The 26,184-nt window shown below is 65.9% G+C and carries 22 protein-coding genes; 9 read left to right on the top strand and 13 right to left on the bottom strand.

From position 1 onward, the window contains the following. The first annotated feature begins 24 nt into the window (after positions 1–24). Entirely contained in the window at positions 25–1,413 is a 1,389-nt protein-coding gene (locus tag CEY05_RS26275; protein ID WP_088600234.1) for a replicative DNA helicase, read from the top strand. A gap of 111 nt (positions 1,414–1,524) precedes the next feature. Here CEY05_RS26275 and CEY05_RS26270 read toward each other — a convergent pair whose 3' ends face one another. From CEY05_RS26270 to CEY05_RS26245, 6 genes are all read right to left on the bottom strand, one after another. After that, on the bottom strand, positions 1,525–2,520 hold the full coding sequence (locus CEY05_RS26270; RefSeq protein WP_088600233.1) for a bile acid:sodium symporter family protein: 996 nt from the start codon (positions 2,518–2,520) through the stop codon (positions 1,525–1,527). Between the two features lie 204 nt (positions 2,521–2,724). Next, positions 2,725–4,092: an MmgE/PrpD family protein gene (locus CEY05_RS26265; protein WP_088600232.1), complete on the bottom strand. Its 1,368-nt coding sequence runs from the start codon at positions 4,090–4,092 to the stop codon at positions 2,725–2,727. A gap of 96 nt (positions 4,093–4,188) precedes the next feature. Then, complete coding sequence (locus tag CEY05_RS26260; protein WP_088600231.1) at positions 4,189–5,166, bottom strand: tripartite tricarboxylate transporter substrate binding protein; 978 nt, start codon at positions 5,164–5,166, stop codon at positions 4,189–4,191. Between the two features lie 204 nt (positions 5,167–5,370). Continuing rightward, positions 5,371–6,273 carry a LysR family transcriptional regulator gene (locus tag CEY05_RS26255; protein WP_088600230.1) on the bottom strand — a complete coding sequence of 301 codons (903 nt, stop codon included), beginning with the start codon at positions 6,271–6,273 and terminating at the stop codon, positions 5,371–5,373. Positions 6,274–6,292: 19 nt separating this feature from the next. Then, positions 6,293–7,390: a 4-hydroxythreonine-4-phosphate dehydrogenase PdxA gene (gene pdxA, locus CEY05_RS26250; RefSeq protein WP_088600451.1), complete on the bottom strand. Its 1,098-nt coding sequence runs from the start codon at positions 7,388–7,390 to the stop codon at positions 6,293–6,295. 354 nt (positions 7,391–7,744) lie between these two features. Continuing rightward, entirely contained in the window at positions 7,745–8,644 is a 900-nt protein-coding gene (locus CEY05_RS26245) for a LysR family transcriptional regulator (protein WP_088600229.1), read from the bottom strand. 17 nt (positions 8,645–8,661) lie between these two features. Here CEY05_RS26245 and CEY05_RS31535 point away from each other — a divergent pair, with 17 nt between their 5' ends. From CEY05_RS31535 to ggt, 3 genes are all read left to right on the top strand, one after another. Continuing rightward, on the top strand, positions 8,662–9,081 hold the full coding sequence (locus tag CEY05_RS31535; RefSeq protein ID WP_198952914.1) for a hypothetical protein: 420 nt from the start codon (positions 8,662–8,664) through the stop codon (positions 9,079–9,081). Between the two features lie 218 nt (positions 9,082–9,299). After that, positions 9,300–10,337 carry a tripartite tricarboxylate transporter substrate binding protein gene (locus CEY05_RS26235; protein ID WP_088600228.1) on the top strand — a complete coding sequence of 346 codons (1,038 nt, stop codon included), beginning with the start codon at positions 9,300–9,302 and terminating at the stop codon, positions 10,335–10,337. 138 nt (positions 10,338–10,475) lie between these two features. After that, entirely contained in the window at positions 10,476–12,074 is a 1,599-nt protein-coding gene (gene ggt, locus CEY05_RS26230) for a gamma-glutamyltransferase (protein WP_088600227.1), read from the top strand. A gap of 141 nt (positions 12,075–12,215) precedes the next feature. On the opposite strand, the gene CEY05_RS26225 is transcribed toward ggt, so the two are convergent. From CEY05_RS26225 to CEY05_RS26215, 3 genes are read right to left on the bottom strand one after another with little or no spacing between them, the layout of a single operon-like run. Further along, positions 12,216–13,973, bottom strand: coding sequence for a PhoH family protein (locus CEY05_RS26225; protein ID WP_088600226.1), 1,758 nt, complete (start codon positions 13,971–13,973; stop codon positions 12,216–12,218). A 54-nt stretch (positions 13,974–14,027) separates the two neighbouring features. Continuing rightward, the gene (locus tag CEY05_RS26220; protein ID WP_088600225.1) at positions 14,028–14,492 is read right to left on the bottom strand and encodes a peroxiredoxin; all 465 of its coding nucleotides are present in this window, start codon (positions 14,490–14,492) and stop codon (positions 14,028–14,030) included. Continuing rightward, complete coding sequence (locus CEY05_RS26215) at positions 14,492–14,950, bottom strand: Mth938-like domain-containing protein (RefSeq protein ID WP_088600224.1); 459 nt, start codon at positions 14,948–14,950, stop codon at positions 14,492–14,494. Before CEY05_RS26215 ends, CEY05_RS26220 begins: the two co-directional genes overlap by 1 nt. A 190-nt stretch (positions 14,951–15,140) precedes the next feature. Here CEY05_RS26215 and alaC point away from each other — a divergent pair, with 190 nt between their 5' ends. The 3 genes from alaC to thrC are packed head-to-tail and all read left to right on the top strand — an operon-like array spanning position 15,141 to position 19,035. Continuing rightward, complete coding sequence (gene alaC / locus CEY05_RS26210) at positions 15,141–16,328, top strand: alanine transaminase (RefSeq protein WP_088600223.1); 1,188 nt, start codon at positions 15,141–15,143, stop codon at positions 16,326–16,328. Next, a complete protein-coding gene (locus CEY05_RS26205) occupies positions 16,325–17,629 on the top strand; it encodes a homoserine dehydrogenase (RefSeq protein ID WP_088600222.1) in 1,305 nt (434 codons plus the stop codon). Before alaC ends, CEY05_RS26205 begins: the two co-directional genes overlap by 4 nt. Further along, the gene (thrC, locus tag CEY05_RS26200; protein WP_088600221.1) at positions 17,626–19,035 is read left to right on the top strand and encodes a threonine synthase; all 1,410 of its coding nucleotides are present in this window, start codon (positions 17,626–17,628) and stop codon (positions 19,033–19,035) included. Before CEY05_RS26205 ends, thrC begins: the two co-directional genes overlap by 4 nt. A gap of 90 nt (positions 19,036–19,125) precedes the next feature. Here thrC and CEY05_RS26195 read toward each other — a convergent pair whose 3' ends face one another. Further along, on the bottom strand, positions 19,126–20,784 hold the full coding sequence (locus CEY05_RS26195; RefSeq protein ID WP_088600220.1) for an AMP-binding protein: 1,659 nt from the start codon (positions 20,782–20,784) through the stop codon (positions 19,126–19,128). Positions 20,785–21,045: 261 nt separating this feature from the next. Here CEY05_RS26195 and crcB point away from each other — a divergent pair, with 261 nt between their 5' ends. Then, a complete protein-coding gene (crcB, locus tag CEY05_RS26190) occupies positions 21,046–21,435 on the top strand; it encodes a fluoride efflux transporter CrcB (RefSeq protein WP_369825993.1) in 390 nt (129 codons plus the stop codon). Between the two features lie 16 nt (positions 21,436–21,451). On the opposite strand, the gene hpnE is transcribed toward crcB, so the two are convergent. The 3 genes from hpnE to hpnC form a co-directional block, all read right to left on the bottom strand. Continuing rightward, positions 21,452–22,891 carry a hydroxysqualene dehydroxylase HpnE gene (gene hpnE, locus CEY05_RS26185; RefSeq protein WP_233161717.1) on the bottom strand — a complete coding sequence of 480 codons (1,440 nt, stop codon included), beginning with the start codon at positions 22,889–22,891 and terminating at the stop codon, positions 21,452–21,454. Continuing rightward, a complete protein-coding gene (gene hpnD / locus CEY05_RS26180) occupies positions 22,888–23,751 on the bottom strand; it encodes a presqualene diphosphate synthase HpnD (RefSeq protein WP_088600218.1) in 864 nt (287 codons plus the stop codon). Before hpnD ends, hpnE begins: the two co-directional genes overlap by 4 nt. 127 nt (positions 23,752–23,878) lie before the next feature. Beyond that, positions 23,879–24,724 (bottom strand): squalene synthase HpnC, encoded by an 846-nt coding sequence (gene hpnC / locus CEY05_RS26175; protein WP_088600217.1) that lies wholly within the window; start codon positions 24,722–24,724, stop codon positions 23,879–23,881. Positions 24,725–24,905: 181 nt separating this feature from the next. Between hpnC and alr the strand changes: the two genes are divergently transcribed. Beyond that, complete coding sequence (alr, locus tag CEY05_RS26170; RefSeq protein ID WP_088600216.1) at positions 24,906–26,054, top strand: alanine racemase; 1,149 nt, start codon at positions 24,906–24,908, stop codon at positions 26,052–26,054. Positions 26,055–26,184 lie beyond the last annotated feature (130 nt).

Here is a 26,184-nt window from a genome sequence, read left to right as displayed (position 1 = left end):
GAATCCGCCATTTAAAGTGCATCCATGAACTCGCCCTCCGCCGCCAGCAGCAACGATTCTTCCCTCGAATACCTGCGCGTGCCGCCCCATTCCATCGAGGGCGAGCAGTCGGTCCTGGGTGGTCTGCTGCTGGACAACGCGGCCTGGGATCGCGTTGCCGACGTGCTGGTGGAAGAGGACTTCTACCGCCATGATCATCGCCTGATCTGGCAGGCCATGGCCAAGCTGATCGGCCTGTCGCGTCCGGCCGACGTGGTGACCGTGCACGAGGCGCTGATCACCAACGGCAAGTCCGAGGACGCCGGCGGCATTGCCTATCTGAACTCGCTGGCGCACAACACGCCGTCGGCCGCCAATATCCGCCGCTATGCGGAGATCGTGCGCGAACGCGCCACGCTGCGCAAGCTGGTCACCATCGCCGACGAAATCTCGTCGGCGGCGCTGAATCCGCAGGGCAAGGAAGCGCGCCAGATCCTGGACGAAGCCGAATCCAAGGTTTTCAAGATTTCGCAGGAAGGCCAGCGGGGCGCTGGCGGCTGGCACGAGATCCAGCCGCTGCTGACGCAGGTGGTGGAGCGCATCGACGAGCTTTATCACCGCGATACCGAATCCGACGTGACCGGCGTGCCCACGGGCTTCACCGACCTGGACAAGATGACGTCCGGCTTGCAGGGCGGCGACCTGGTCATCGTGGCGGGCCGTCCTTCGATGGGCAAGACCACCTTCTCCATGAACATCGGCGAACAAATCGCCATCGAACAGGGCCTGCCGGTAGCCGTGTTCTCCATGGAAATGGGCGCGGTGCAGCTGGCCATGCGTATGCTGGGTTCGGTCGGCCTGCTCGACCAGCACCGGATGCGTACCGGCAAGCTGACGGCCGAGGATTGGCCGCGCGTCACGCACGCCGTGCAGATGATGCAGGATGCCCAGGTCTACATCGACGAGACGCCGGCCTTGACGGCCATGGAAGTGCGTGCCCGTTCGCGGCGCCTGGCGCGCCAGTGCGGCCAGTTGGGCCTGATCATCATCGACTATATGCAGCTGATGGCGGGTAGCGGCAGCAGCGAAAACCGGGCCACGGAAATCTCGGAAATCAGCCGGTCGCTGAAGGGGCTGGCCAAGGAACTGAATTGCCCGCTGATCGCGCTGTCGCAGTTGAACCGCAGCCTGGAACAGCGGCCCAACAAGCGTCCGGTGATGAGCGACCTGCGCGAATCGGGCGCTATCGAGCAGGATGCCGACTTGATCCTGTTCATCTACCGCGACGAGGTGTACAACCCCGATTCGCCGGACAAGGGCACGGCCGAGATCATCATCGGCAAGCAGCGTAACGGGCCTATCGGCACGGTGCGCCTGACCTTCCAGGGTGCGAGCACGCGCTTCCTGAATTTTTCGGGACAGCAGTCGTACTGATTCCGCCTGCCGGCCGATAAGGCGCCGAAGGATTCCGCGGAGAGGGCAGGAGGGGCGAGACGCCTTGGACGCCTCGCAGGCGGCGGTACATGAACATGTACCGCCACGACATCAATGGTGGTCGTCGGTCTCGTGCGGATCGACCGGACGGTTGGCCCAGCGGCTGGCCAGGAAGGCGCAGACCATCAGCTGGACCTGGTGGAACAGCATCAGCGGCAGCACCACGGCGCCCACGGCATGGCCGGCGAACAGCACCTGGGCCATCGGCACGCCGCTGGCCAGGCTCTTCTTCGAACCGCAGAACAGCAGGGTGATACGGTCGGGCAGATTGAAACCGAACAGGCGGCCGAGCAGCGTGGTGACCAGCAAGGCCACCGCCAGGATGGCGGCGCATGCCACGATCAGGCCCAGCAGGGCGTTCAACGGCGTGTTGTGCCACAGGCCTTCGTTCACGGCTTCGGAGAAAGCCGTGTAGACCACCAGCAGAATGGAACCCTGGTCGACGAACTTCAGCATGGCCTTGCGCTTGTGCACCCAGGCGCCGATCCAGCGGCGCATGATCTGGCCGACGATGAAGGGCAGCAACAGCTGCAGCATGATCTTCAGGACCGCGTCGAAGGACACCGGTGCGCTGCCCGCATTGGCGATCACCAGGCCCACCAGCAGCGGCGTGACGAAGATGCCTATCAGGCTGGACGCCGAGGCGCTGCATACCGCCGCCGGCACGTTGCCGCGCGCCATCGAAGTGAAGGCGATGGCGGATTGCACCGTGGCCGGCAGGCAGCACAGGAACAGGATGCCCAGATACAGTTCGGGCGTGACCAGCGGCATCAGCACCGGCTTCATCAGCAGGCCGATGATGGGGAACAGGATGAACGTGGTGGAGAAGATCACCGCGTGCAGGCTCCAGTGCGTGAAGCCCTTGATGATGGCCTCGCGCGACAGGCGTGCGCCGTGCAGGAAGAACAGCAGGCCCACCGCGATATTCGTCAGGGTGCTGAAAAACGCGATGCCTTGCCCATGCGCCGGCACAAAGCTGGCGATGATGACGGTGGTGACAAGGAAGAGGGTGAAGCGATCAGGCAGGAGACTTACGAGGCGTTTCATTGGAGGCGGGTTGCTGCCGGTGCTTCCGGGGGAGTAGCAAGGCCCGGAAGTGATGCTCGGCGCGAATCAAGGGATGGTGGGGAATCAGAGTTGCCGCATTGTACTTCGATGGCGGCAGGGGTGCCCCTGACGGCTTTCCTTAGTTGCCTCCCCCAGCGGCTTCCCCCTGCGACTCCCCTCAGCGACTTCCCTCGGCGACTTCCCTCAGCGACTGCCCGCCGCCAGGCGCGCCACCTCGCCGGCATCGGGCAGTTGCGCCACGTCCCAGCAGGCCTGGGCCAGGCGCGCCGTCTGTTGCGCGGGCAACAGGTCGCCCGCCAGGCCGAGGAACTTCTCTTCCAGGTCCGCATCGCTCATCGGCCGGTGCAGCGTGCCCAATGCTTCGGGAACGTGGCGCTCCAGTTGCCGGCCGTCCTTCAGCACGATGCGCACACGCCCCTCCAGTTTGCGCATCGCCGGGTCCAGTTCGGTAGTCACGCGCCGACGCAGCGCCACCACGCGCGGGTCGAGCACGGCGGCGGTGCCGAACTGGGTTTCCCCGGCCGCGCCGTAGACCAGGGCGGCCGCCAGGGCGTGGAACACACTGAACTTGCCTTCCAGGCCGGTACGCGGCTCGGGCTTGGAGGTCAGTTCCACCACCAGTGGGCCCACGGTGGCGTGCACCGCTTCGATGTCGTCCGGTGTCAGGCCATATTCGCGCCGCAGTTGCAGCACGCCGTCGATCACCGCGTGCTGCACCAGTCCGCAGGCGAAGGGCTTGTACATGTTCTGCAGCAGCTCATAGCTTTCGCCCAGGCCGCGCGTGATGGATTCGGCGTCGAAGCGCGAAGACATGACCTGGCCGAAACCGCGCTTCGCCTCCAGGGAACGGGTCGAACTGGTATAGCCGCTCTGCGCCATCAATGCCGCGCTCAGGCCGTTCTGCGCGGCCTTGCCGGGATGCAGGCTCTTGCACATGCTGCCGAACATCTCGCGCAAGCCCGCGGACTGGGTGGCGGCGATGCCCAGGGCCCAGGCCATCTGCGTTTCGTCCAGGCCCAGCAGCTTGCCGGCCGCCGCGGCGGCGCCGAATACGCCGGCGGTGCCGGTAATGTGCCAGCCGCGATCGTAATGTTCAGGGAACACCGACAGCGCGATGCGGATCTCCGCCTCCACGCCCAGTACATAGGCGTGCACCAGTTCGCGGCCGCTGAACCGTTTCCATTCGGCCAGCGCCAGGATGGCCGGCAGCACGGGGGCGCTGGGATGGACGGCGCGGTAGTGCGTGTCGTCGAAGTCCAGCACGTGCGAACTGATGCCGTTGATCAAGGCGGCATGCAGGATGTCCGCACGCTGCGCGCGCCCGACGATCTGGGCCTGCGGCGCGCCGAAGAACGGCGATTGCGCGTCCAGCACGGCCTGGGTGGTTTCGTGGCAGGCGGCGCCGAGCGCGCAGCCCATCCAGTTGAGCAGGCCGCGCGAGGCCTCGTGGATCACGGCAGGCGGCAGGTCTTCGTAGCGCGCGTTGACCAGGTAACGGGCGAGGGTGAGCGTGACGGGCGAGTCGGTCTGGGGAGCAGCGGTGTTTTGCATGGCGGGCAGGGTCTGGTGTATCGGTCGGTAGGCGTTGAATCTGTCGGCAGGCGCTGGATCGATCTATCGATGCAGGATCCGTCGACGGAAGCGGGATCAGTCGATGTGAATATTCGCGGCCTTGACGATGGCGGCGGACTTGTCGATTTCCCGCTTGACGTAGGCGTCGACCTCGGCGGGCGTGCCGTGGCCCGCGCTGGCGCCTTGCAATTGCAGGGTCTTCTGCACGTCGGGCAATTGCATCACCTTGGCGACCGTCTGGTTGAGCTTGTTGATGATGGGCTCGGGCGTGCCGGCCGGAACCATCAGCACGAACCAGGTGTTGGACTCGAAGCCGGCCACGCCGGACTGCTGCATCGTGGCCAGTTCGGGCGTATTGGGATCGGCCTGGGCGCTGGTGGTGGCCAGGGCGCGCAACTGGCCGGTGCGTACTTGCGGCAGCACCGACAGGGCGTTGGCGAACATCATGTCCACCAGTCCCGACATCAGGTCGGTCATGGCCGGCGCCGAGCCGCGATAGGGCACGTGGCGCAGCTTGATGCCGCTGTCCATGGCGAACATCTCCGCCGTCAGCTGCGGCGAGCTGCCGTTACCGGTGGAGGCATAGGTGAGGGCATCGGGCTTGGCCTTGGCCAAGGCGATCAGTTCGGCCACGCTCTTGGCCTGGACCTTGGGATTGACCACCAGGATGAAGGGCACGGTCGCCAGCAGCGCCACGGAGCGGAAGTCCTTCTCGACCTTGAAGGGCAGCTTGGTGTACAGGCTCTGGCTGATGGCGATGGACGACGGTGCGGCCAGCACGGTGTAGCCGTCGGGCGCGGCGCGCGCCGCTTCGCCCGCGCCGACGTTGCCGCCCGCGCCGGAGCGGTTTTCCACGATGAAGGTCTGGCCCAGTTCGGTGGTCAGCTTGGCGGCGACCAGGCGCGTGACGATGTCGACGCCGGCACCGGGCGGGAAGGGCACGATCACCCTGACCGGTTTGGCGGGATAGTCGTCGGCATGCGCCGGCAGGCCACAGGCCGTCGCGGCGATGAGCAGCGCCGCGCGCAGGGCCGGTTTGAAGCGGATAGTCATTGTTGTCTCCTGGAAGCTGGCTGGGCATTCCACCCAATCGCGGCGCTGATTACAGCCCGGCCGACCGCTGGGGACAATTCGAAAGATCGTTTGAATTCATAGGCTGAGCGTATGAATCGGACGGTGATTCCTGGTCACCGGGAGCCCGCTCAGCGCAGCTGATGCATGGATGAAAGCCTGCGGCCCATGGCTGCCGGCGCCCGGTCATGCCTGGATGACTTCCGTGTTCCGGCGCGGCATGTCGCGCAGCATCTGGCACAGCCGTTCAGCCGCCGGTGACAGCGCATGCTCGGCATGGCGGCACAGGCAGATTTCCCGCAGGGGCTGCGGCGCGCGCAGGGGGCGGCAGGTGACTCCGCGCAAGTTCAGTTCGGGCAGGGCGATGAGCGGCACGATGGTGATGCCGAAGCCGGCCCGCACCATGCTCAGTGCGGTGACGGTGTTGAGCACTTCGTGGTCGGCCTGCTTGGCGATGCCATTGTCGGCAAAGGCCTTGCGGATAAGGTCGGACTGCGCCTGCAGCCAGATCAGCGTCTGGTCTTCCAGCATGCGCCAGGTCAGGGTGCGGCGCCGCGCCAAAGCGTGGCCGCGCGGCAGCACGGCCACCAGCTCGTCGTCGAACAGGCGCTCGAACACCAGCGGATGGGGCGATTCGAAACGCGAGCAGATGGCGAAATCGACTTCGTAGTTGAGCACCAGGTCGGCGATGTGCGGGCTGCGGGCTTCGTGCAGGCGCACGCGCACTTCGGGGTGGGCGTCGTGGAAGTCGGCCAGGGCGTCGTTGACCAGGCCCAGCGCCAGGGAGGGCAGCACGGCCAGCGACAGGCGGCCCTGCTTGAGTTGCGTGAGGGCGCGGGCGTTGTTGCAGGCGTTGTCGATCTCCAGCAGGCCGCGCCGCATCTGGTCGCGCAACTGTGCGCCGATGTCGGTGATGCGCACGCGCCGGGTACTGCGGTCGAACAGCTTGACGTCGAGTGCGCCTTCCAGGTCGCGGATCAGTTGCGAGAAGGCCGGCTGGGTCATGCCGATCTTTTCGGCGGCGCGCGAGAACGACAAGGAATCCGCCGCCGCGAGGAAGCCTTCGATTTGCCGCAACTTGACGCGCATGTTCGATTTCCGGAAATAGCTAGGCCGTGTCCTGCGGCGTCATGGCCAGCGCCACGTTGAAGGCGGTGATCAGGGAGCGGTGGTCGGCGATGCCGCGCCAGGCGATGTCGAAGGCGGTGCCGTGGTCCACGCTGGTGCGCACGAAGGGCAGGCCGACGGTGACGTTGACGCCTTCGTCCACGCCCAGGTACTTGACGGGGATCAGGCCCTGGTCGTGGTACTGCGCCACGACGATGTCGAAGTCGCCGCGCCGTGCCCGCATGAAGACGGTGTCGCCCGGCCAGGGGCCGGATGCGTCTATGCCTTCGGCGCGCGCGGCGGCGATGGCGGGGGCGATGATGTCCAGGTCTTCGCGGCCGAACTTGCCGTTTTCGCCGGCGTGGGGGTTCAGGCCGGCGACGGCGACGCGGGGATGGGCGATGCCCATCTGGCGGCAGGCGTGGTGGGCCAGACGCATGGCGCGCAGTTCGGCTTGTTGCGTGATGCCCGCGAAGACGTCGGCCAGGGCGACGTGGATGGTCACCAGCAGGACGCGCAGTTCGTGGTTGGCCAGCATCATGGCGAAGTCTTGCGTGCCGGAGCGTTCCGCCAGGATTTCCGTGTGGCCGGGGTAGTCGGCGCCGCCGGCGTTCATGGATTCCTTGTTCAGCGGCGCGGTGACGATGGCGCGGATGCGGCCGGCCTTGGCGTCATCGATGGCCGCGCAGACGTAGTCGTAGGCGGCCCGTCCCGCTGCGGCGCTGACCTGGCCCGGTGGCAGGTCGGCGGGCAGGGCGGGGGAACAGGTGATGACGGGGATGATGCCTGGCTTGGCGGAAGAGGTGGCAGAGGCCTTGGGTGCCGAAGATGCCGAAGATGCCGAAGATGCCGAAGCTGCCGAAGATGCCGAAGATGACGAAGAGGCCGAAGATGACGAAGATGACGAAGAGGCCGCGGAGGGCTTGGACTGCGCCGCGTAGGCGGGCCCGGCAATTTCCTCGACCTGCAGGTTGGCGCCCAGCAACGCCACGGCGCGCCGCATCGTACCGGCATCGCCGTAGACCACGGCAGGCGCACCCAGCCCCTGCGCGTAGGCTTTGACGATGATTTCAGGACCGATGCCGGCGGCATCGCCCATGGTGATGCCCAGCGGCAGGAGAGAGGCGGAAGCAGAAGTCACGATAGCGCGCGGCAAAGGAATAATGAGAAAAGCAAGAATAGCGCGTTTGCTATTTCCCAAACTCCAGCCCAGCCCAGCCCAGCCGGCCGGCCCCGCTCCAGCCCCAGCCGCAGCCGCAGCCGCAGCCCCAGCCGCAGCCCCTGCCGCAGCCCCTGCCCCAGCCCCAGCCGTAGCCGTAGCCGTAGCCGTAGCCGCCGCAGCCGCAGCAGCCGCCGCAGCCGCAGCAGCCGCCGCAGCCCCGAGCCCCTTGCCCCAGCCCCGGTTCCCGCCAAAGCCTCATAGGCTTTGGCGCGGGCGTTACGGCGGTCGTTCCTACATCGCCTCGATCAAGGCCTGGACGAATGCTTCGGCGGCTTCGGGCAGGGGGCGTTTGGCGGCGGTCTGGATTCTCAAGGTGCGGCTGGCAAACTGGGGTTCGGTCAGCGGGACGCTGACCAGTTCGCGTCGGCCCAGTTCACCACGCAGGATGATCTCTCCACCCAACGTGATCGCGTGCCCCCCTCTGACGATGGCATAGATGATGGAAGAGGAGTTGCTGGAAAACGCGATGTCGAACGGCGAGCCGTCGCCCGTCCCCGCGCAGGCGTCGAACAGCAGGCGGACGGTGGCGCCCGAATCGGTCAGGGCGATGGGATAGGGCTTCAGGTCGTCCAGGGCAATCTGCGTGCGCCCGGCCAGAGGGTGATCGGGCGCCATGATGGCACTGAGCGGCGAATCGACCTCGTAGCGGACGTCGATATTGCTGGCGGGTGGGGCGCTGGTCTTGATGTGGAAGGCCAGGCCGATGTCCACGCTGCCATCCACCAGGGCTTGCGTGACGCCGGCCGATGATGCGGTCTTCAGGCGAAACACCACTTCCGGGTGGGCTTTGCGGTAGGCGCCCAGGATGGAGGCCAGCACGTTGCGGCCCACGGTTTCGTTGACGCCCATGCGGATGGTGCTGGACTCCCCGCCGCGCAGGCTGCGCAGTTCGTGGCGTGCGCGTTGCGCGTCCATGGCGGCGCGCTGCACGTAGTCGAACAGCAGATTCCCCGCGCGGGTGGCCGCCATGCCATTGGGCCGGCGTTCGAATAGCGGCGTACCGGTTTCTTCTTCCAGCTTGGTGATCTGGCGGCTGACGGCCGACGACACCACATGCAAATTCGCCGCTGCGTCCTTGATGCTGCCAGTGCGGAAGACTTCCAGAAAATAACGGTGCGCGGTATCGAGCATGGCGAGTGAAAATCAGTTTGTTAATCAGCAAAGCCGCCCTGGCCCCGGCCCTGGCCCCGGCCCCGGCCCCGGCCCCGGCCCTGACCCTGGCCCTGGCCCCGGCCCCGGCCCCGGCCCCGGCCTTGGCCCTGGCCCCGGCCCTGGCCTTGGCCCTGGCCCTTGCCCTGGCCTTGGCCTTGGCCCCGGCCCTGGCCTTGGCCCTGGCCCTGGCCCCGGCCCCGGCCCCGGCCTTGGCCCTGGCCCTGGCCCCGGCCCCGGCCCCGGCCCCGGCCCCGGCCCTGGCCCCGGCCCTGGCCCCGGCCCCGGCCCTGGCCCTGGCCTTGGCCCTGGCCCTGGCCTTGGCCCTGGCCCCGGCCTCGGCCCCGGCCCTTGGCCCTGCCTTGGCCCCAGCCCCTGCCAATGGCGGCGCTAGGAGGCCAGCCACTGATGTCGCCTAAAGGGGCGATAGCCCCAAAAGAGGGGCGATGGGGGGACCCCCATCAACTAAAAAATCGCTCTCCGCAACAACCAAATTGCCAAAAAAGCAATCCAACATCGAATATTAGAAATTGATTGCGAAAAACGCAATTCTTAAAATCCCCCCGGAGACCATACATCCTGGGCGTAAACCAAACCGCAGACAACGCCCGCATTTCGATTACCAAGGGCTATCCACATGAAGCACCCGCATCTTCCCGCCACGCCCACCCCGCGCGGCCAAGACAAATCCGCGCTGCGCCGCCGCCTGCTGGCCAGCGCCGCCCTCGTGGCAGGCCTCGCGGCCTTCGCCGGCCCCGCCTGCGCGGCCGACTACCCCGCCCAGTCCTCCATCCAGCTGGTCATTTCCTTCCCCCCCGGCGGCGCCACCGACGTGCTGGCGCGCGAACTGGCCGTGAAGATGGGCGCCGCGCTGGACCAGTCCATCGTCGTGGTCAACCGCCCCGGCGCCGCAGGGCTGATCGGCATGCAGACCGCGTCGCGCGCCACCCCGGACGGCTACACCCTGTACATCTCGTCGGTGGGATCGAGCACCATCAACGAAGCCATCAACGGCAAACAGCGTGTCTCCCTGGACGACCTCGACGCCGTGGGCGGCATCGCCGCTGCCCCGCACATCCTGGTCGTGCCCAGCGAAAGCGGCATCAAGGACGTCAAGACCCTGGTCGAGCGCCTGAAGGCCAAGCCCGACGGCTATAACTACGCCTCCATGGGCGCCGGCACGCTGTCCAACCTCGAAGGGGAAATCTTCAAGGAGCAAACCGGTATCAAGGCCCTGCAGATTCCCTACAAAGGCAGCAGCCAGGCCTTGCCGGAAGTCATCACCGGCTCGTCCATCTTCTTCTTCGACAGCCCCTCCAGCTCCCTGCCGCAGCAGAAGGCCGGCCGCATCAACGTGCTGGCGGTCGCCGCCGCCAAGCGCCTGAGCTCCCTGCCTGACGTGCCTACCTTCAAGGAACTGGGTATCAATGGCCTGGAGTCGGAGAACCTGTTCGCCCTGATGGTGCCCAAGGGCACGCCGCCGGATCGCGTCGCCATCCTGGACAAGGCCTTGAGGAAGGTCCAGGCAGATCCCGCCTTCCGCAAGGCCATCGAGGTGCCGGGCTTCGAAGTCAGCGACATCTCCGGCGCCGACACCCCGCGCTTCATCCACGACCAGCGCGTGTTCTGGAAACAGAAAGTCGAAAGCCTGCACATCGCGCCTTCCGCGCAGTAAGGTGCGGTAAGCCAACAAGCCAACAAGCCCGACAAGCCAGTAAGCGCAGTCAGCGCAGTAGGCGCATTAAAGCGTATCAAGCCCGGCAAGCGCACTAAACCAGCCCGCCGTTTTCCACCCGTTCAGCGATCATCAGCCATGCCCATAGCCGATCCCTTCTGGAAACTTCCTTATCCTTCCCAACGCATGCCCGTGCTGGCCGACAACGTGGTCAGCACCTCGCAGCCCCTGGCCAGTTCGGCCGGCCTGCAGATGTATGCGCGCGGCGGCAATGCCATCGACGCCGCGTTGGCCACGGCCATCGCGCTGACCGTGGTGGAGCCCTGCATGAACGGGATCGGCGGCGACATGTTCGCCATCGTCTGGCACAAGGGCGAGATGCATGGATTGAATGCGTCGGGCCGCGCACCGGCCGCGTGGGACACCGCGCGCTTCGCGCACCTGGACAGCATGGACAAGATAGGCTGGAACAGCGTCACCGTGCCCGGCACGGTGTCCGGCTGGCGTGCCATCTGGGAAAAGTTCGGCTCCTTGCCTTTCGAGGACCTGTTCGAACCCGCCATCCGCTACGCGCGCGACGGCTACCTGGTCTCGCCCACCGTGCACCGGCAATGGCAGAAGCAGGTGCCCGAACTCAGCGGCCAGCCCGGCTACGCCGAGTCCTTTGCCCCCAATGGCCGCGCGCCGCTGCCCGGCGAACGCTGGCGCTGCGCGGGTCAGGCCGAAACGCTGGAAAGCATCGCCCGCAGCAAAGGCGAAAGCTTCTATCGCGGCGAGCTGGCGGCGGCCATCGCACGCCATGCACGTGAAACCGGCGGCCTGATGACCGAAGCGGACCTGGCCGCGCACAAGCCCGATTGGGTCGAGCCCATCAGCATGCGCTACCGCGATCACGAGCTCTACGAAATCGGCCCCAACGGCCAGGGCATCGGCGCCTTGATGGGGTTGGGCATGCTGGACCATTTCGATCTGCGCGAAACCGGTCTGGACACGGCGCGCACGCTGCACCTGCAGATCGAAGCCATGCGGCTGGCGTTCGCGGACATGTACGAATACGTGGGCGACGCCGACCACATGCCGGTCACCGCCGCGCAACTGCTGGATCGCGACTATCTCGCCGAACGCGCCAAGCTGATCGACCCGCATCGCGCCGGCGCGCCCCGTCCCGGCACGCCGCATAGCGGCGGCACCGTGTACCTGACGGCGGCGGACCGCCATGGCACCATGGTGTCGTTCATCCAGTCCAACTTCAAGGGCTTCGGTTCCGGCGTGGTGGTTCCCAACACGGGCATCGCCCTGCACAACCGCGGCTGGGGTTTCAGCACGCGCGCCGGGCATGCCAACGTGGTGGCGCCGGGCAAGCGCCCCTTCCACACCATCATCCCGGGCTTCGTCATGAAGAACGGCCAGCCGCTGATGAGTTTCGGCCTGATGGGCGGCTCCATGCAGGCGCAGGGCCATCTGCAGATGGTCAGCCGCCTGGCCGACTTCGGCCAGAACCCGCAGGCGGCCAGCGACGCGCCGCGCTGGCGCATCACCGACGACAACCTGCGCGTGGCGGTGGAATGGAACACGCCGCCGGAAGTGGTCGCGCAACTGCGCGACATGGGCCACACCATCGAAGTGGCTCCGCGCTTCAACCTGGAGTTCGGCAGCGCGCAGATGGCCATGCGCATGAACGAAGGCTACCTGGCGGCGTCCGACCATCGCAAGGACGGCTACGCGGTCGGATATTGAAGCAGGCAGGGCGACGTGGCCGCTGGCGCGTCGCCTCCGCCAAGTCGCGCAAGAAGGTGCTTACAAAAAGGACCACGCATGAAAAAGGCCGGCGGGGCATAAGTCACCGCCGGCCTGGCGTCTGAGAGGGTACGCAGCGCCCTACAACACATCTCCCGCGTAATCCGCCAGGCGCGAACGTTCGCCGCGCTGCAAGGTGACGTGGCCCGAATGCGGCCAGCCCTTGAAGCGGTCGACCACGAAGGTCAGGCCCGAACTGCCCTCGGTCAGGTAGGGCGTATCGATCTGGGCGATGTTGCCCAGGCAGATCACCTTGGTGCCGGGACCCGCGCGGGTGACCAGCGTCTTCATCTGCTTGGGCGTCAGGTTCTGCGCTTCGTCGATGATCAGGTACTTGTTCAGGAAGGTACGGCCGCGCATGAAGTTCAGCGACTTCACCTTGATGCGCGAGCGGATCAGGTCCATGGTGGCGGCGCGGCCCCAGTCGTTATTGCCTTCGCCGTCGCCCATGTTGAGCACGTCCAGGTTGTCTTCCAGCGCACCCATCCACGGCAGCATCTTTTCCTCTTCCGTGCCCGGCAGGAAACCGATGTCCTCGCCCACCGGCACGGTGACGCGGGTCATGATGATTTCCGTATAGCGCTTGGTCTCCAGCACCTGCGTCAAGCCGGCGGCCAGCGCCAGCAGGGTCTTGCCGGTACCGGCCTGGCCCAGCAGGGAGATGAAGTCGATGTCCGGATTCATCAGCAGGTTCATCGCGAAGTTCTGTTCGCGGTTGCGCGCGGTGATGCCCCAGACATTGTTCTTGCCATGGGTGTAGTCGCGCAACGTCGCCAGCACCGCCGTCTTGCCGTTGACTTCGCGCACCTGCGCGTACAGCGGCATCTGGCCTTCGAAGTAGACGAACTGATTGACCACGAACTGCGCGCACAGCGGACCATGCACACGGTAGAACGTGGTGCCGCTCTGCTGCCAGGATTCGACGTCCTTGCCGTGCTTGTTCCAGAAGTCTTCCGGCAGCATCATGACGCCGGTATAGAGCAGGTCGGAATCTTCCAGGACGTGGTCGTTGAAGTAGTCTTCCGCGGCCATGCCCAGGGCGCGCGCCTTCAGGCGCATGTTGATGTCCTTGGACACCAGCGCCACTTCACGATCGGTATATTTTTCCTGCAGGGCGCGCACCACGCCAAGGATCTGGTTGTCGGCCTTGCCCATGGGCAGGTCCGACGGGAGGGTGCTGTGGATGGCCGTGGTCTGGAACAGCAGGCGGCCGCTGGCGTCCTTGTTGCCCAGCGCGCTCAGCGCCACGCCCTGGTCCAGCTGGTCGGTGGCGGTCGCCACCAGCTGGTCCAGCGAGCGGCTGACCTGGCGGGCGTTGCGCGCCACTTCCGACATGCCTTTTTTCTGGTGATCCAGCTCTTCCAGCGTCATCATCGGCAGGAAGATGTCGTGCTCTTCGAAACGGAAGATCGACGTCGGATCGTGCAGCAGCACATTGGTGTCCAGCACGAACAGCTTGCGCGCCGCATTGGCGGCGCGCGTGCGCGACTTGCGCTCGGACCTGGTGGAAGCCTTGGCGATGGGGGTGGGCACGGCGGACGCCGCGGACGGCTGCAACGCCACCGGCGCCGTGTCGGTGACCGGCTTGAGGGCGGCGGGCACGGTGGATGGCACGAGGGCCGCGGGGTTGGCCCCTTTCTTTCCAGAGGCTGCCTTGCGCGCCGCCGGCTGCCTGGCAGGCGCGGCTGCCCGCACTGGTGTGATGCCGGCCAGTTCGGGTTGCAGGGTAGCCGGTTCAACGGCTGCGGATTTTGCTGCGGGTGATGCTGGACGAGCGGCTTCGCCCGTGGGGAACGTCAGGATAGCGGCGGGGCGGGTGGGCAACTTCGGAAGCGGCATGAGCGTCACTCTCCTGTGGGTAGCCAGCGCGTGATCAGACGCGCCGGCAACAAATCAACCTATGCTTTTGGCGGCTTGCAGGACTTCCTTGGCATGGCCCGGCACTTTCACGCCTCGCCACTCCTGGACCAGCAAACCGTAGGCATCGATAAGAAAGGTGCTGCGTTCGATACCACGCACCTGTTTGCCATACATATTTTTCTGCTTGATGACGTCGAACAGACCGCACACGGTTTCGTCGGCATCGGTGATGAGCGGGAAGGGCAGCTCGTATTTGGCGCAGAAGTTCTCATGCGACTTCAGGGAGTCGCGTGAAATGCCCAGCACGATACAGCTGGCCGCCAGGAAGTCCGCGTGCATATCGCGGAAGTCCTGGCTTTCGGTGGTGCAGCCCGGCGTGTTGTCCTTGGGATAGAAATAGAGGACCACGGCGCGGCCGCGGCACTGTTCCAGGCTGATGGGCCCGATCGTGCTGTCGGCGTTGAAAAGCGGCGCGGGTTTGCCGATGATAGGCTTCATCAGGTCGGTGCTCCTTGGGGGATCAGGGCGACGACCACGCGCCGGCCTTCTGACATCAGGATGTTGTAAGTTCGGGCGGCCGCCTGGGTATCCATCACCTCGATCCCGATGCCGGCCTTCAACAGGGGCCGCAACACGTCGGGCGCCAGGAATTTCTGGCGCGCGCCGGTGCCGATGAGCAGCACTTCGGGGGCGTCGGGCGGCAGGGGCGCTGGCGCGCCCTCGGCTTCGTCGAGAAAGGCCAGGGGGTCGCGCACCGCTTCCGGCAATCCGGCGGCCTGGCGCAAGAGTTCAGGGGTGATCTGGTCTGGCGCCTGGACCGGCCAGTGGGCGACGGGGCCTTCAGGGCCGAAGGCGACCGCGTGGGAAAAGCGTACCTGGTTGACTTCGATATAGTCATCGCCATAGGCGGTGACTGTATTCAAGGCAGCCGACGCAGGATCAGTATGCAGCTTCAATAAATGGCTCCGGCTTGTTGGGTGGATGATAGCGCATCGTGATGCCGGCATGTTGCGCGGGATATACAGGGGAAAGCACGGGGGAACGGTCCCTTTTCGCTCAATTTGCCCAGGGGGCCGCGTTAGGCTAGATTATCGGGTTCCGCCTTAATTCGCCCCAAATCCCCCTGTTCGCCCAAGGATTCTCGTCATGAGGAAATTCTCGCGCATCGAGCGCCTGCCGCCCTACGTATTCAATATCACGGGCGAGCTGAAAATGGCGGCACGGCGTCGGGGCGAGGACATCATCGACATGTCCATGGGCAATCCGGATGGCCCCACGCCGGGCCATATCGTGGACAAGCTGGTCGAGGCCGCCACGCGAGCCGATACCCACGGCTATTCGGTTTCCAAGGGCATCCCGCGGCTGCGCAAGGCGATTTCGACCTGGTACCAGCGCCGCTACGCGGTGGATATCGATCCCGATTCGGAAGCCATCGTCACCATCGGTTCCAAGGAAGGCCTGGCGCACCTGATGCTGGCCACCCTGGACCAGGGCGACACCGTGCTGGTGCCCAATCCCAGCTATCCCATCCATATCTATGGCGCGGTGATCGCCGGCGCCAATATCCGTTCGGTGCGCATGACGCCGGGCGTGGATTTCTTCGAGGAACTGGAACGCGCGGTGCGCGAATCCATACCCAAGCCCAAGATGATGGTGCTGGGCTTTCCCAGCAATCCCACCGCCCAGTGCGTCGACCTGTCTTTTTTCGAGCGCGTGGTCGCACTGGCCAGGGAACACGACATCCTGGTGGTGCACGACCTGGCGTACGCTGACATCTGCTTCGACGGCTATGTAGCGCCGTCCATCATGCAGGTGCCCGGCGCGCGCGACGTGGCGGTGGAATTCTTCACCATGAGCAAGAGCTACAACATGGCCGGCTGGCGGATCGGCTACATGGTGGGCAACCGCGAACTGGTGCATGCGCTGGCACGCATCAAGAGCTATCACGACTACGGTACGTTCACGCCCATCCAGGTGGCAGCGATCGCCGCGCTGGAAGGGCCGCAGGACTGCGTCGACGAGGTGGTCGAACAATATCGCAGCCGCCGCGATGTGCTGGCTAAAGGCCTGCACGAAGCCGGCTGGGACGTGGAGGTTCCAAAAGCCTCCATGTACATATGGGCGCGGATACCCGAGCCCTACCGGGCCATGGGCTCGCTGGAGTTCTCCAAGCGGGTGCTGGCCGACGCCAAGGTGGCGGTGTCACCTGGCATAGGTTTCGGCGAATACGGCGACGAATATGTTCGCTTCGCCCTGATCGAAAACGAGCAACGCACCCGTCAGGCGGTGCGCGGCATTAAAGAAATGTTCCGCAAGGACGGATTGCTGAAATGAATCCCATGAAGGTAGGCCTGCTGGGCCTTGGAGTGGTAGGTGGCGGTACCTGGACGGTGCTGTCGCGCAACGCGGAAGAAATCGCGCGTCGCGCGGGCCGGCGTATCGAAGTCACCCACATCGCCGTGCGCGATACGATCAAGGCGACCAGCCGCGTGGGCAGCGGTGCGACGATCACCACCAACCCGCTGGATGTCGTGCGCGACCCCAGCATCGATATCGTGGTCGAGCTGATCGGCGGCGATACGCTGGCGCGTGAACTGGTCCTGGAGGCCATCGCGCAGGGCAAGCACGTGGTCACCGCCAACAAGGCGCTGCTGGCCAAACACGGCAATGAAATCTTCGCCGCCGCCTCCGCGCGGGGCGTGATGGTGGCCTTCGAGGCCGCCGTGGCCGGCGGCATTCCCATCATCAAGGCGATCCGCGAAGGCCTGACCGCCAACCGCATCCAGTGGGTGGCCGGCATCATCAACGGCACCACCAACTTCATCCTGTCGGAAATGCGCAGCCGCGGGCTGCCTTTCGCCGAGGTGCTGGCCGAGGCGCAGCGCCTGGGCTATGCCGAAGCCGATCCCACCTTCGACGTCGAGGGCGTGGATGCCGCGCACAAGCTGACGCTGCTGGCGTCGCTGGCCTTCGGCGTGCCGGTGCAGTTCGACAAGGCTTATGTCGAAGGCATTTCGCAGCTGGCGCAGGAAGACATTGCCCACGCCGAGCGCCTGGGCTATCGCATCAAGCTGCTGGGCATCACGCGCCGCCGCCCTGAAGGCATCGAGCTGCGCGTGCATCCCGCGCTGGTGCCCAGCACCCGCCTGCTGGCCAATGTGGAAGGCCCCATGAATGCCGTGCTGGTGCGCGGCGACGCCGTCGGCCCCACGCTGTATTACGGCCAGGGCGCGGGCGAAGAGCCGACCGCCTCGGCCGTGGTGGCCGACCTGGTCGACGTCACGCGCCTACACACCGCCGATCCGGGCAACCGCGTGCCGCATCTGGCCTTCCAGCCCGATGCCATGTCGGACACGCCCATCCTGCCGATCGAGAAGGTGTCGACGTCCTACTACCTGCGCCTGCGGGTGGACGACCAGCCTGGCGTGCTGGCCGACATTGCCCGCATCCTGGCCGAGAAGGCGATTTCCATCGGCTCCATGATCCAGCAGCCATCCAACATTGGCGGCGCCGACATCATCTTTCTCACGCATGAAGCGGTGGAAGGAGACGTCAACCAGGCCATCGCCCGCATCGAGGCGATGGCTTTCGTGCGATCCAAGGTGACGCGCATCCGCATGGAGAGCCTGGCATGAACTACGTATCCACCCGTGGCGGCATGGCGCCGCTGCCTTTCTCCGACATCCTGCTCGAAGGCCTGGCGCCGGACGGCGGCCTGGCGGTACCGCAGACGCTGCCCAAGCTGACGGCCGCGCAACTGGAAGCCTGGCGCGCGCTGCCCTATGCGGACCTGGCGTTCGAGGTGCTGTCGCTGTTCATCACCGACATCCCCGCCGCCGACCTGCGCCGCCTGACGCACGCCGCCTACACGCCGGCCATCTTCGGCAGCGAGGACATCGTGCCGCTGCGTCCACTGGACGACAAGCTGAGCCTGCTTGGGCTGTCGGAAGGTCCGACGCTGGCGTTCAAGGACATGGCCATGCAGTTCCTGGGCCAGGCTTTCGAATACGTGCTGACCAAGCGCGGCACCACGCTCAACATCCTGGGCGCGACCTCGGGTGATACCGGTTCGGCGGCGGAATATGCCTTGCGCGGCAAGAAAGGGGTGTCCGTGTTCATGCTGTCGCCGCATGGCCGCATGAGCGCCTTCCAGCGCGCGCAGATGTATTCGCTGCAGGACGCCAACATCCACAACATCGCAGTGCGCGGTGTGTTCGACGACTGCCAGGACATCGTCAAGGCGCTGGCCGGCGACCTGGAATTCAAGTCGGCCTGCCATATCGGCGCGGTCAACTCGATCAACTGGGGGCGCATCGCCTCCCAGATCGTGTACTACGTGCATGGCTGGCTGCGCGCCACCAAGAAGGCTGGCGAGCAGGTGTCCTTCGCGGTGCCGTCGGGCAATTTCGGCAACATCCTGGCGGGCCATATCGCGCGCCGCATGGGTCTGCCCATCCGCCGCCTGGTGCTGGCCACCAACGAGAACAACGTGCTGGAAGAATTCTTCCGCACCGGCATCTATCGGCCGCGATCGGCGCAGCAGACGCATGCCACGTCCAGCCCGTCGATGGATATCTCGCGCGCGTCGAACTTCGAGCGCTTCATCTTCGATCTGGTGGGTGCCGATGGCGCTCGCGTGAAAGCCCTGTGGACCCAATTGGCGCAGGACGGTTATTTCGACCTGTCGGGGCAGTTGGGCGAATTCGGCGACAACTATGGTTTCGTGGCCGGCGCCAGCTCGCATGCCGACCGCCTGGCGACCATCCGCGCGACGTACGATGCGTCCGGCGTGCTGATCGATCCGCACACCGCCGATGGCGTGAAGGTGGCGCGGGCGTTCGTCGAGCCGGGCATTCCCATGGTGGTGCTGGAAACCGCCTTGCCGGCGAAGTTCTCCGACACCATTCAGGAAGCCCTGGGCCGTCCGGCTCCTGCGCCTGCCGCGCTGGCGGGCCTGGAGTCGCTGCCGCAGCGCTTCGAAGTCATGGACAATGACGCCGAGGCCGTGCGGGCCTACGTGCGGGCGCACGCGGCGCTGTAAGCCACGCGCGGACGCACGTGGACGCGTCCACAGGGTGATGCAAAGGGGGCTGCCAGCCCCCTTTGTCATTTCCGTTCAGCCGTGGGCGCCTCAGGCGGTATCGGCGTCATCCAGGCCAAGCTGGGCCTTCATGGCCTCGCGGATCTTGAATTTCTGGATCTTGCCGGTCACCGTCATGGGAAATTCGGTCACGAACTGGATGTACCTGGGCACCTTGTAGTGCGCGATCTGGCCTTGGCAGAAGTCGCGGATCTCGGTGTCGGTGGCCGTCTGGCCCGGTTTGACGATGATCCATGCGCAGAGTTCTTCGCCGTATTTCCGATCGGGCAGGCCTACCACCTGCACGTCCTGGATCTTCGGATGGCGATACAGGAATTCCTCGATCTCGCGCGGATAGATGTTTTCGCCGCCCCGGATCACCAAGTCCTTGATACGGCCGACGATCTTGACGTAGCCCTCGGCATCCATGGTGGCGAGGTCGCCCGTGTGCATCCACTGTTCGGCGTCGATGACTTCGCGTGTCTTGGGCGCGTCTTCCCAGTAGCCGTGCATCACCGAGTAGCCGCGGGTGCAGAGCTCGCCCGACTGGCCCGCCGGGACCAGCGCGCCGGTACCGGGATCGATGATCTTCACTTCCAGGTGCGGCTGGACCGTGCCGACGGTGGACACACGCTTGTCCAGCGGCGTCACGACACTGCTCTGGCAACTGACCGGACTGGTCTCGGTCATGCCGTAGGCGATGGTGATCTCGCGCAGGTTCATCTGTTCGACCACGCGCTTCATCACCTCGGTGGGGCAGGGCGAGCCAGCCATGATGCCGGTGCGCAGCGTCGAGAGATCGAACTCCTTGAAGCGCGCATGATCGAGTTCGGCGATGAACATGGTGGGGACACCGTGCAGCCCGGTGCATTTTTCCGCCTGCACCGTTTCGAGCACGGTGAGGGGATCGAAACCATCGTTCGGGTAGACGATGGCCGAGCCGTGCGTCAGGCAGGCCAGGTTGCCGAGCACCATGCCGAAGCAGTGATACAGCGGCACGGGAATGCACAGCCTGTCGGCGGGCGACAGCTTCATGCATTCGCCGACGAAGAAGCCGTTGTTGAGGATGTTGCGGTGCGTGAGCGTGGCCCCTTTCGGAAAGCCCGTGGTCCCGCTGGTGAACTGGATATTGATGGGGTCGGTCGCCTTCAGGCGCTTCTGCACTTGCGCCACGGCGGGGTCGGTGGAGTCGCCGGTGGCGAGCAGGCGGCTGAAGCGCTGCACGCCGCTGTCCTCCACGTCCGCGCCAGCCGCGTCGTCGATCCAGAAAATATGTTGCAGGCGCGGCAGGCGCGTGGGGCCCAGCTCGCGCAGCATGCCAAGGTAGTCGCTGGTCTTGAACTTCGCCATCGTTACCAGCGCCTTGCAGCCCGCCTTGTTCAGTGCATATTCCAGTTCGGCCGTGCGGTAGGCCGGGTTGATGTTGACGAGTATCAGTCCCGCCTTGGCGGTGGCTATCTGTAGCAGCACCCAGGCAACGTTGTTGTGGGACCAGATACCGACACGGTCACCCGGGACCAGGCCAAGCTTCAGGAGTGCGCTGGCCAGCTTGTTCGACTCGGCTTGCAACTCGCGGTAGGTGAAACGGCGGCCTTCGTGGCGGCTGATGAGGGCATCGCGGCCAGGCTGCTTTTCGACCATGCCGTCGAAAAAGTCGCCGATGGTTTGTTCGATGAGGGGGACGTCTGTGGCGCCTTTTGCATAGCTCATGGTTGTGTCTCCTGATGCTGGCTGGTTTCTCGGAATGGTTCGTAATATGACCAGCTTGATTTCAAATCCCGCCAGTGCGTCTTGCGCTACGGATGGTCGGGGCGAATTGGCTTCTTTATACAAGCTTCTTCGCGCGATGGGGCTGGAAGGGGGGCGCAATGGTTTTACTCACCCGATACGAATCATGTGGCGCGGCCGCATGCGTTGACGGCGAGCCTTCGCTGGCGATAATGGGCGTTCCTCGTTGGCCCAAGGAATGCCATGCTGCCGCTGCTTTCCCCGCTGAACTTCCTCGCTATCGGCCTGGGGGCCGCCTGTGGCGCATGGTTGCGTTGGCTGCTTGCTCTCGTGATGAACCGATCCGAGGGCATGCCGTGGGGGACGCTGGCGGCCAACCTGGGCGGTGGCTACGTGATCGGCATCATGGTGGCCTTGGTCGCGTCGCATCCCGATTGGCCCGCCTGGGTGCGGCTGGCCTGCATCACGGGCTTCCTGGGCGGCCTGACCACGTTCTCGACGTTCTCGGCCGAAACCGTGGGCATGCTGGAGCGGGGCGAATATGGCGGCGCGGTACTGTACGCAAGCATCAGCCTGGCCGGCTCCCTGCTACTGACCGCAGCGGGCCTGTTCACCGTGCGGGCGCTGGGCTGAACATCTCGCGATAGCGTCAACGCCCCGCGATCAGTGTGGCGGCGCGTTGGCCGCTGCGGACGGCGCCTTCGAGGACGGCGGGATAGCCGGTGTCTGTCCAGTCCCCGGCCAGGCATAGCGCAGGCCAAGGCGTGGCGTTGCCAGGCCGCGCCAGACCCGGCGTAGCTGAAAACGTCGCACGTTTGTCGACCAGCAGTTCCGCATGCGCGATGGCAGGCAAGTCCGCCAGGCCTCCGCGCACAGCCTGTTCGCGCACTTGCTCGATGAGCGGCGCCATGACCGCGGCACGGTCATCCCGCGCCAGCCGATCCGCCAGCCGCGCCGCGGCGCTGACGACGATGGACAATTCCCCGCGTGACGAATCGCCCGCCAACCCGGCGCGGTCGAACAGCCATTGCCCATCGTGGCCCCGCGCGGCGTCTTCACGCAACATCATCATGGGCATGGGCAAGCGCCAAGGCGCGTCCAGACGCAGATTCAAGGTTGCGATGGGGGAATATTCGAAGCCGGCCAAACGATCGCCCAGCGCCGCGCCCAGTAACCGAGCGGCGTTGGCAGGTGGCACGGCCAGGATGGCTGCGTCGTAGAAGTCGCCATCGATGCGAACACCATCCGCCGAGGGCTCGACCAGACGAACCGTCACGCCATAGCGCACGTCGCACAGCGCCGCCGCGGCATCCGGCCACAGCGCGGAAAGATCGACGCGCGGCAGCAGCAGGTCGGACGCCGCCCGTGCGCCGGCCAGGCTGTCACGCAAGACATGGGCGAAGAGCTGGGCATCGGCCTGCGCGACGGGTGTGTTCAAGGCCGCCAGGCATAAAGGTTCCCACAGCCACCGCACGGCGCTTTCCGGCTGTCCATGCCGCGCCAGCAGATCCGCCACGCTGTCCGCCGCCGGCAACCGCCATTGCGCACGCTGCAAGGCCCGCATCAGCCGCAGGGCCGCCATGCGGGCCGACCCATCCAACCCCCGCGCCGTCAGCAGCGCGTACGCCGCATGCAAAGGCGCCGGCAGTCGCGGTGCCCGCAGCCGGAAGGCGCCGTCCAGGCTGGCCAGGGCCAGCGGCAGCCGGGCCAGCAAGCGGTCCGGCTCGCAGCCCAGCCGCCGCATCAGCGCCAACGTATCGCTGTAGGCGCCCAGAAGAATGTGTTGCCCGTTATCCAGGGGCAAATCGAAGTCCGCGTGCGTGACGCGCCGCGCCCGTCCGCCGGGCGTACGCCCCGCTTCGAGCACCGTCACGGCATAGCCCCGATCATGCAAAGCCACCGCCGCTGCCAAGCCGGCCCAGCCAGCGCCTACCACCGCCACCCGCCGCTGCGCCGCGCGCGTCGTCTCCGTCGCGCCAGGGGTCGCATCAGCCGCAGCGGGCTTCTGCGTTGCGCCAAGCGTCCCATCAGCCGCAGCAGGCGGCCGCGTCGCGCCAGGCATCGCCCCAGCCGCAGCGGGCGTCTTCATCGCGCCAGGCGCCGCACCAGCCCGCGGCCACCGCCGACCCAGGTTTTCCACGCCAGCCACAGCTTGCGCAAGGGCGTCAGGGAGATGCGCTGGTGCAGCACCTGCCAGTTGTCACGTTCGATCTCATCCAGCAGGGCGTGGTAGATCGCGGCCATCATCAACCCCGGCCGCTGCGCCCGCCGGTCGGATTCCGGCAGCGCCCGCATGGCCTCGCGGTACAGCTCACGCGCGCGTTGCGCCTGGAACGTCATCAGCGCGGTGAATCCCTCCGAATATTTCCCATTGAGGATATCCGCCGCCTTCACATTGAAACGCTGCAATTCATCGATAGGCAGATAGATGCGCCCCCGCCGCGCATCATCGCCGACGTCACGGATGATGTTGGTCATCTGGAACGCCAACCCCAGTTTCTCCGCATAAACCAGCGTGGCCGGATCCTCATACCCGAAGATCGAAGCCGACAGCTCGCCCACCACGCCGGCCGCGTGCCAACAGTATTTGCGCAGGCCCGGCCAGTCCAGGTAACGCGTCTGGTCCAGGTCCATTTCCATGCCATCGACCACGGCCAGCAGGCGCTCGCGCGTAATGTCGTAGGTCTGCAGATGCGGCTCCAGCGCGCGCGTCACGGGATGATCAGGCGCGCCGCCATACATGCGGTCGATTTCGGTGCGCCACCAGGCCAGCTTGATACGCGCCACCGAACTGTCGCTGACCTCGTCCACCACGTCGTCCACCTCGCGGCAGAAGGCGTACATCGCCACGATGGCGCGCCGCCGTTCCGGCGGCAGGAACAGAAAGGCGTAGTAGAAACTGGACCCGCTCTTGGCGGCCTTGTCCTGGCAGTATTCGTCGGGAGTCATGTCGAAGGGGCAGAAGTGGGATCGGTGCCCGTGTCGCCGGTAACGTTGTGGATCAACGCATGCTGCCTTGAATTCGCCAGCATGCGGTACGGAAAGAACGGGGGTACAGAGAAAGCGCGTCAGCCAGTCAGCCAGCGCTGCGCCGGAACAACGCGCGTCCCAGCATGATGCACCAGTCGCGCCCGCCCAGTTCCGGGCGATTCATGAACACATCGTAGCGGGCCTGCTCGATACGTTCCAGGATGCGCAACCCGCCTTGCACCACCAGGCGCAGCTCCAGGCCGATGCGGCCGGGCAAACGCCGGGTCAGCGGCGCTCCGGAGTGTAACAGTGCCCGTGTGCGGGCGACCTGCTCGCCCAGCAGCGCCTGCCATTGCGGCGTCAGGCGGCAGGCTGCCAGGTCTTCCTCGCTGACGCCATGGCGTTGCAGGGCATCCTGCGGCAGGTAGACCCTATCCTTGTACCAGTCGACCCGCACGTCCTGCCAGAAGTTGACCAGTTGCAGGCCGGTGCAGATGGCATCGGACTGGCGCAAGGCCGTGGCATCGACCACCCCGTACAGATGCAGCATCAGCCGTCCGACCGGATTGGCCGAGCGCGCGCAGTAGTCGAGCAGGGCGGCTTCGTCGGCGTAACGCTTGACGGTGATGTCCTGTTCGAACGCCGACAGCAGGTCCAGGAAGGGCGTGATGGGCAACTGCTGGCGCGCGATGGTCGCCGCCAGCGGCATGAAGACCGGCGCCAGGCGTTCAGCGACGGGACGATAGCTTTGCCCGGCCGTGCTGGCGATGCGATACAGCTCCGTCCGATAGGCAGCCAGTTCCCCCAGCCGCTGCGCATCCGGCGCGTCGCCCTCGTCGGCAATATCGTCCGCACTACGCGCGAAGCGATAGATATCGGTAACCGGCCCGCGCAGGCGGCGTGGCAACAAAACGGAGGCAACGGGAAAGTTTTCGTAATGGTCGACGGACATGGATCAGCGCAAAATCGCCTCGGTGGAATCGACGCTATTTTAGTGAGCCCGTCACAGGGCATCGGGTAGACTAACGCCGACCGCCAAAACCAACGCCTGCCGCAAAAAATATCCTTCTCTCATACAACCGGTCCATTGCTCCGCCGGCCCACCATTCCGCCGGTACGACATCCGCCTCGCCATGCCACGCCCAATTACCGCCACGATTTCCGTCGACGCCCTCACGCACAACCTCGAGGTCGTCCGCAAGCACGTCCACCAGGCCGCCGTCACCGCCGCGGCGGCGCAGGGCCGGGCGTTGGCCGCGCCGTCCGTCTGGGCGGTCATCAAGGCCAATGCCTATGGCCACGGCATCGAGCAGGCAGTGCGCGGTTTCTGGCAGGCCCAGGGCCTGGCCATGCTGGATCTGAATGAAGCGGTACGCTGCCGCGAAGCGGGGTGGGGCGGCCCCATCCTGCTGCTGGAAGGCTTTTTCGAGCCGGCCGACGTGGAAGTGCTGGAGCGCTATCACCTGACCACGTCCGTGCACCATCCGGACCAACTGACCATCCTGGCGGGGAACCGCGGTTCGCGGCGCCTGGATGTCTTCCTGAAGCTCAACTCCGGGATGAACCGGCTGGGTTTCGCGCCGGATGCGTATCGCGCCGCCTATCAGCAGGCGCTGCGCTTGCGCGACGACGGCATCCTCAACAGCGTCGGCAAGATGACGCACTTCGCCAACGCCGATGGCCAGCCGGGCGTCGCTGCCCAGATGGACGTCTTCAACCGCGTCACGGAAGGCTTGCCCGGTCCGGTCAGCGTGTCCAATTCCGCCGCCACGCTGCGCTATCCCGACCTTGCGTTGGCGCGCGAGGATCATGGCGCCTGGGTCCGTCCCGGCATCTGCCTGTATGGCGGTTCGCCGTTCGCCGATGCGGATGCCGCCAGTTTCGGCCTGCGGCCGGCCATGACCCTGGCATCGCGCCTGATTGCCGTGCAGCAGGTGAAGGCCGGCGACGCCGTGGGCTATGGCAGCCTGTTCAGCGCCGATCGCCCCTTGCGCGTGGGCGTGGTGGCTTGCGGTTATGCCGATGGCTACCCGCGCCATGCCGGCACGGGCACGCCTGTCACGGTGGCGGGCGTGCGCACGCGCCTGCTGGGCCGGGTTTCCATGGACATGCTGGCGGTCGATCTGACCCCGGTGCCGACGGCCGACGTCGGTGCGCCGGTGGTGCTGTGGGGCGAGGGCGGTCCGACCGTGGACGAGGTGGCGCAGGCGGCCGAAACCATAGGCTACGAATTGCTGTGCGCCCTGGCGCCGCGCGTACCGGTGCACGGGCGCGATATTTGACAATAAGCTGAATTTATTGTCAGCTTGCCGCGGACCTGGATGCGCACCGCGCCGTAACGCGGTGAAGCAGGCTGCTCATCGTCACGGGGCAAAAGCAAGACAGCCACGCGCGGATGGTGTCTACTTGGCA

Origin of the sequence: Achromobacter sp. HZ34 (genome assembly GCF_002209485.1) — a bacterium.
Taxonomy (GTDB): domain Bacteria; phylum Pseudomonadota; class Gammaproteobacteria; order Burkholderiales; family Burkholderiaceae_B; genus Bordetella_C.
Note: the sequence above shows the minus strand (reverse complement) of the source record. Positions and strands in the feature narration are given on the sequence as shown.

What these genes read in the sequence shown, in the direction of transcription:
- CEY05_RS26275 (WP_088600234.1), top strand. Translation starts at nt 25, where the DNA reads ATGAACTCGCCCTCCGCCGCCAGCAGCAACGATTCTTCCCTCGAATAC.
- CEY05_RS26270 (WP_088600233.1), bottom strand. Translation starts at nt 2,520, where the DNA reads ATGAAACGCCTCGTAAGTCTCCTGCCTGATCGCTTCACCCTCTTCCTT.
- CEY05_RS26265 (WP_088600232.1), bottom strand. Translation starts at nt 4,092, where the DNA reads ATGCAAAACACCGCTGCTCCCCAGACCGACTCGCCCGTCACGCTCACC.
- CEY05_RS26260 (WP_088600231.1), bottom strand. Translation starts at nt 5,166, where the DNA reads ATGACTATCCGCTTCAAACCGGCCCTGCGCGCGGCGCTGCTCATCGCC.
- CEY05_RS26255 (WP_088600230.1), bottom strand. Translation starts at nt 6,273, where the DNA reads ATGCGCGTCAAGTTGCGGCAAATCGAAGGCTTCCTCGCGGCGGCGGAT.
- pdxA (WP_088600451.1), bottom strand. Translation starts at nt 7,390, where the DNA reads ATGGGCGATGCCGCCGGCATCGGTCCTGAAATCATCGTCAAAGCCTAC.
- CEY05_RS26245 (WP_088600229.1), bottom strand. Translation starts at nt 8,644, where the DNA reads ATGCTCGATACCGCGCACCGTTATTTTCTGGAAGTCTTCCGCACTGGC.
- CEY05_RS26235 (WP_088600228.1), top strand. Translation starts at nt 9,300, where the DNA reads ATGAAGCACCCGCATCTTCCCGCCACGCCCACCCCGCGCGGCCAAGAC.
- ggt (WP_088600227.1), top strand. Translation starts at nt 10,476, where the DNA reads ATGCCCATAGCCGATCCCTTCTGGAAACTTCCTTATCCTTCCCAACGC.
- CEY05_RS26225 (WP_088600226.1), bottom strand. Translation starts at nt 13,973, where the DNA reads ATGCCGCTTCCGAAGTTGCCCACCCGCCCCGCCGCTATCCTGACGTTC.
- CEY05_RS26220 (WP_088600225.1), bottom strand. Translation starts at nt 14,492, where the DNA reads ATGAAGCCTATCATCGGCAAACCCGCGCCGCTTTTCAACGCCGACAGC.
- alaC (WP_088600223.1), top strand. Translation starts at nt 15,141, where the DNA reads ATGAGGAAATTCTCGCGCATCGAGCGCCTGCCGCCCTACGTATTCAAT.
- CEY05_RS26205 (WP_088600222.1), top strand. Translation starts at nt 16,325, where the DNA reads ATGAATCCCATGAAGGTAGGCCTGCTGGGCCTTGGAGTGGTAGGTGGC.
- thrC (WP_088600221.1), top strand. Translation starts at nt 17,626, where the DNA reads ATGAACTACGTATCCACCCGTGGCGGCATGGCGCCGCTGCCTTTCTCC.
- CEY05_RS26195 (WP_088600220.1), bottom strand. Translation starts at nt 20,784, where the DNA reads ATGAGCTATGCAAAAGGCGCCACAGACGTCCCCCTCATCGAACAAACC.
- crcB (WP_369825993.1), top strand. Translation starts at nt 21,046, where the DNA reads ATGCTGCCGCTGCTTTCCCCGCTGAACTTCCTCGCTATCGGCCTGGGG.
- hpnE (WP_233161717.1), bottom strand. Translation starts at nt 22,891, where the DNA reads ATGAAGACGCCCGCTGCGGCTGGGGCGATGCCTGGCGCGACGCGGCCG.
- hpnD (WP_088600218.1), bottom strand. Translation starts at nt 23,751, where the DNA reads ATGACTCCCGACGAATACTGCCAGGACAAGGCCGCCAAGAGCGGGTCC.
- hpnC (WP_088600217.1), bottom strand. Translation starts at nt 24,724, where the DNA reads ATGTCCGTCGACCATTACGAAAACTTTCCCGTTGCCTCCGTTTTGTTG.
- alr (WP_088600216.1), top strand. Translation starts at nt 24,906, where the DNA reads ATGCCACGCCCAATTACCGCCACGATTTCCGTCGACGCCCTCACGCAC.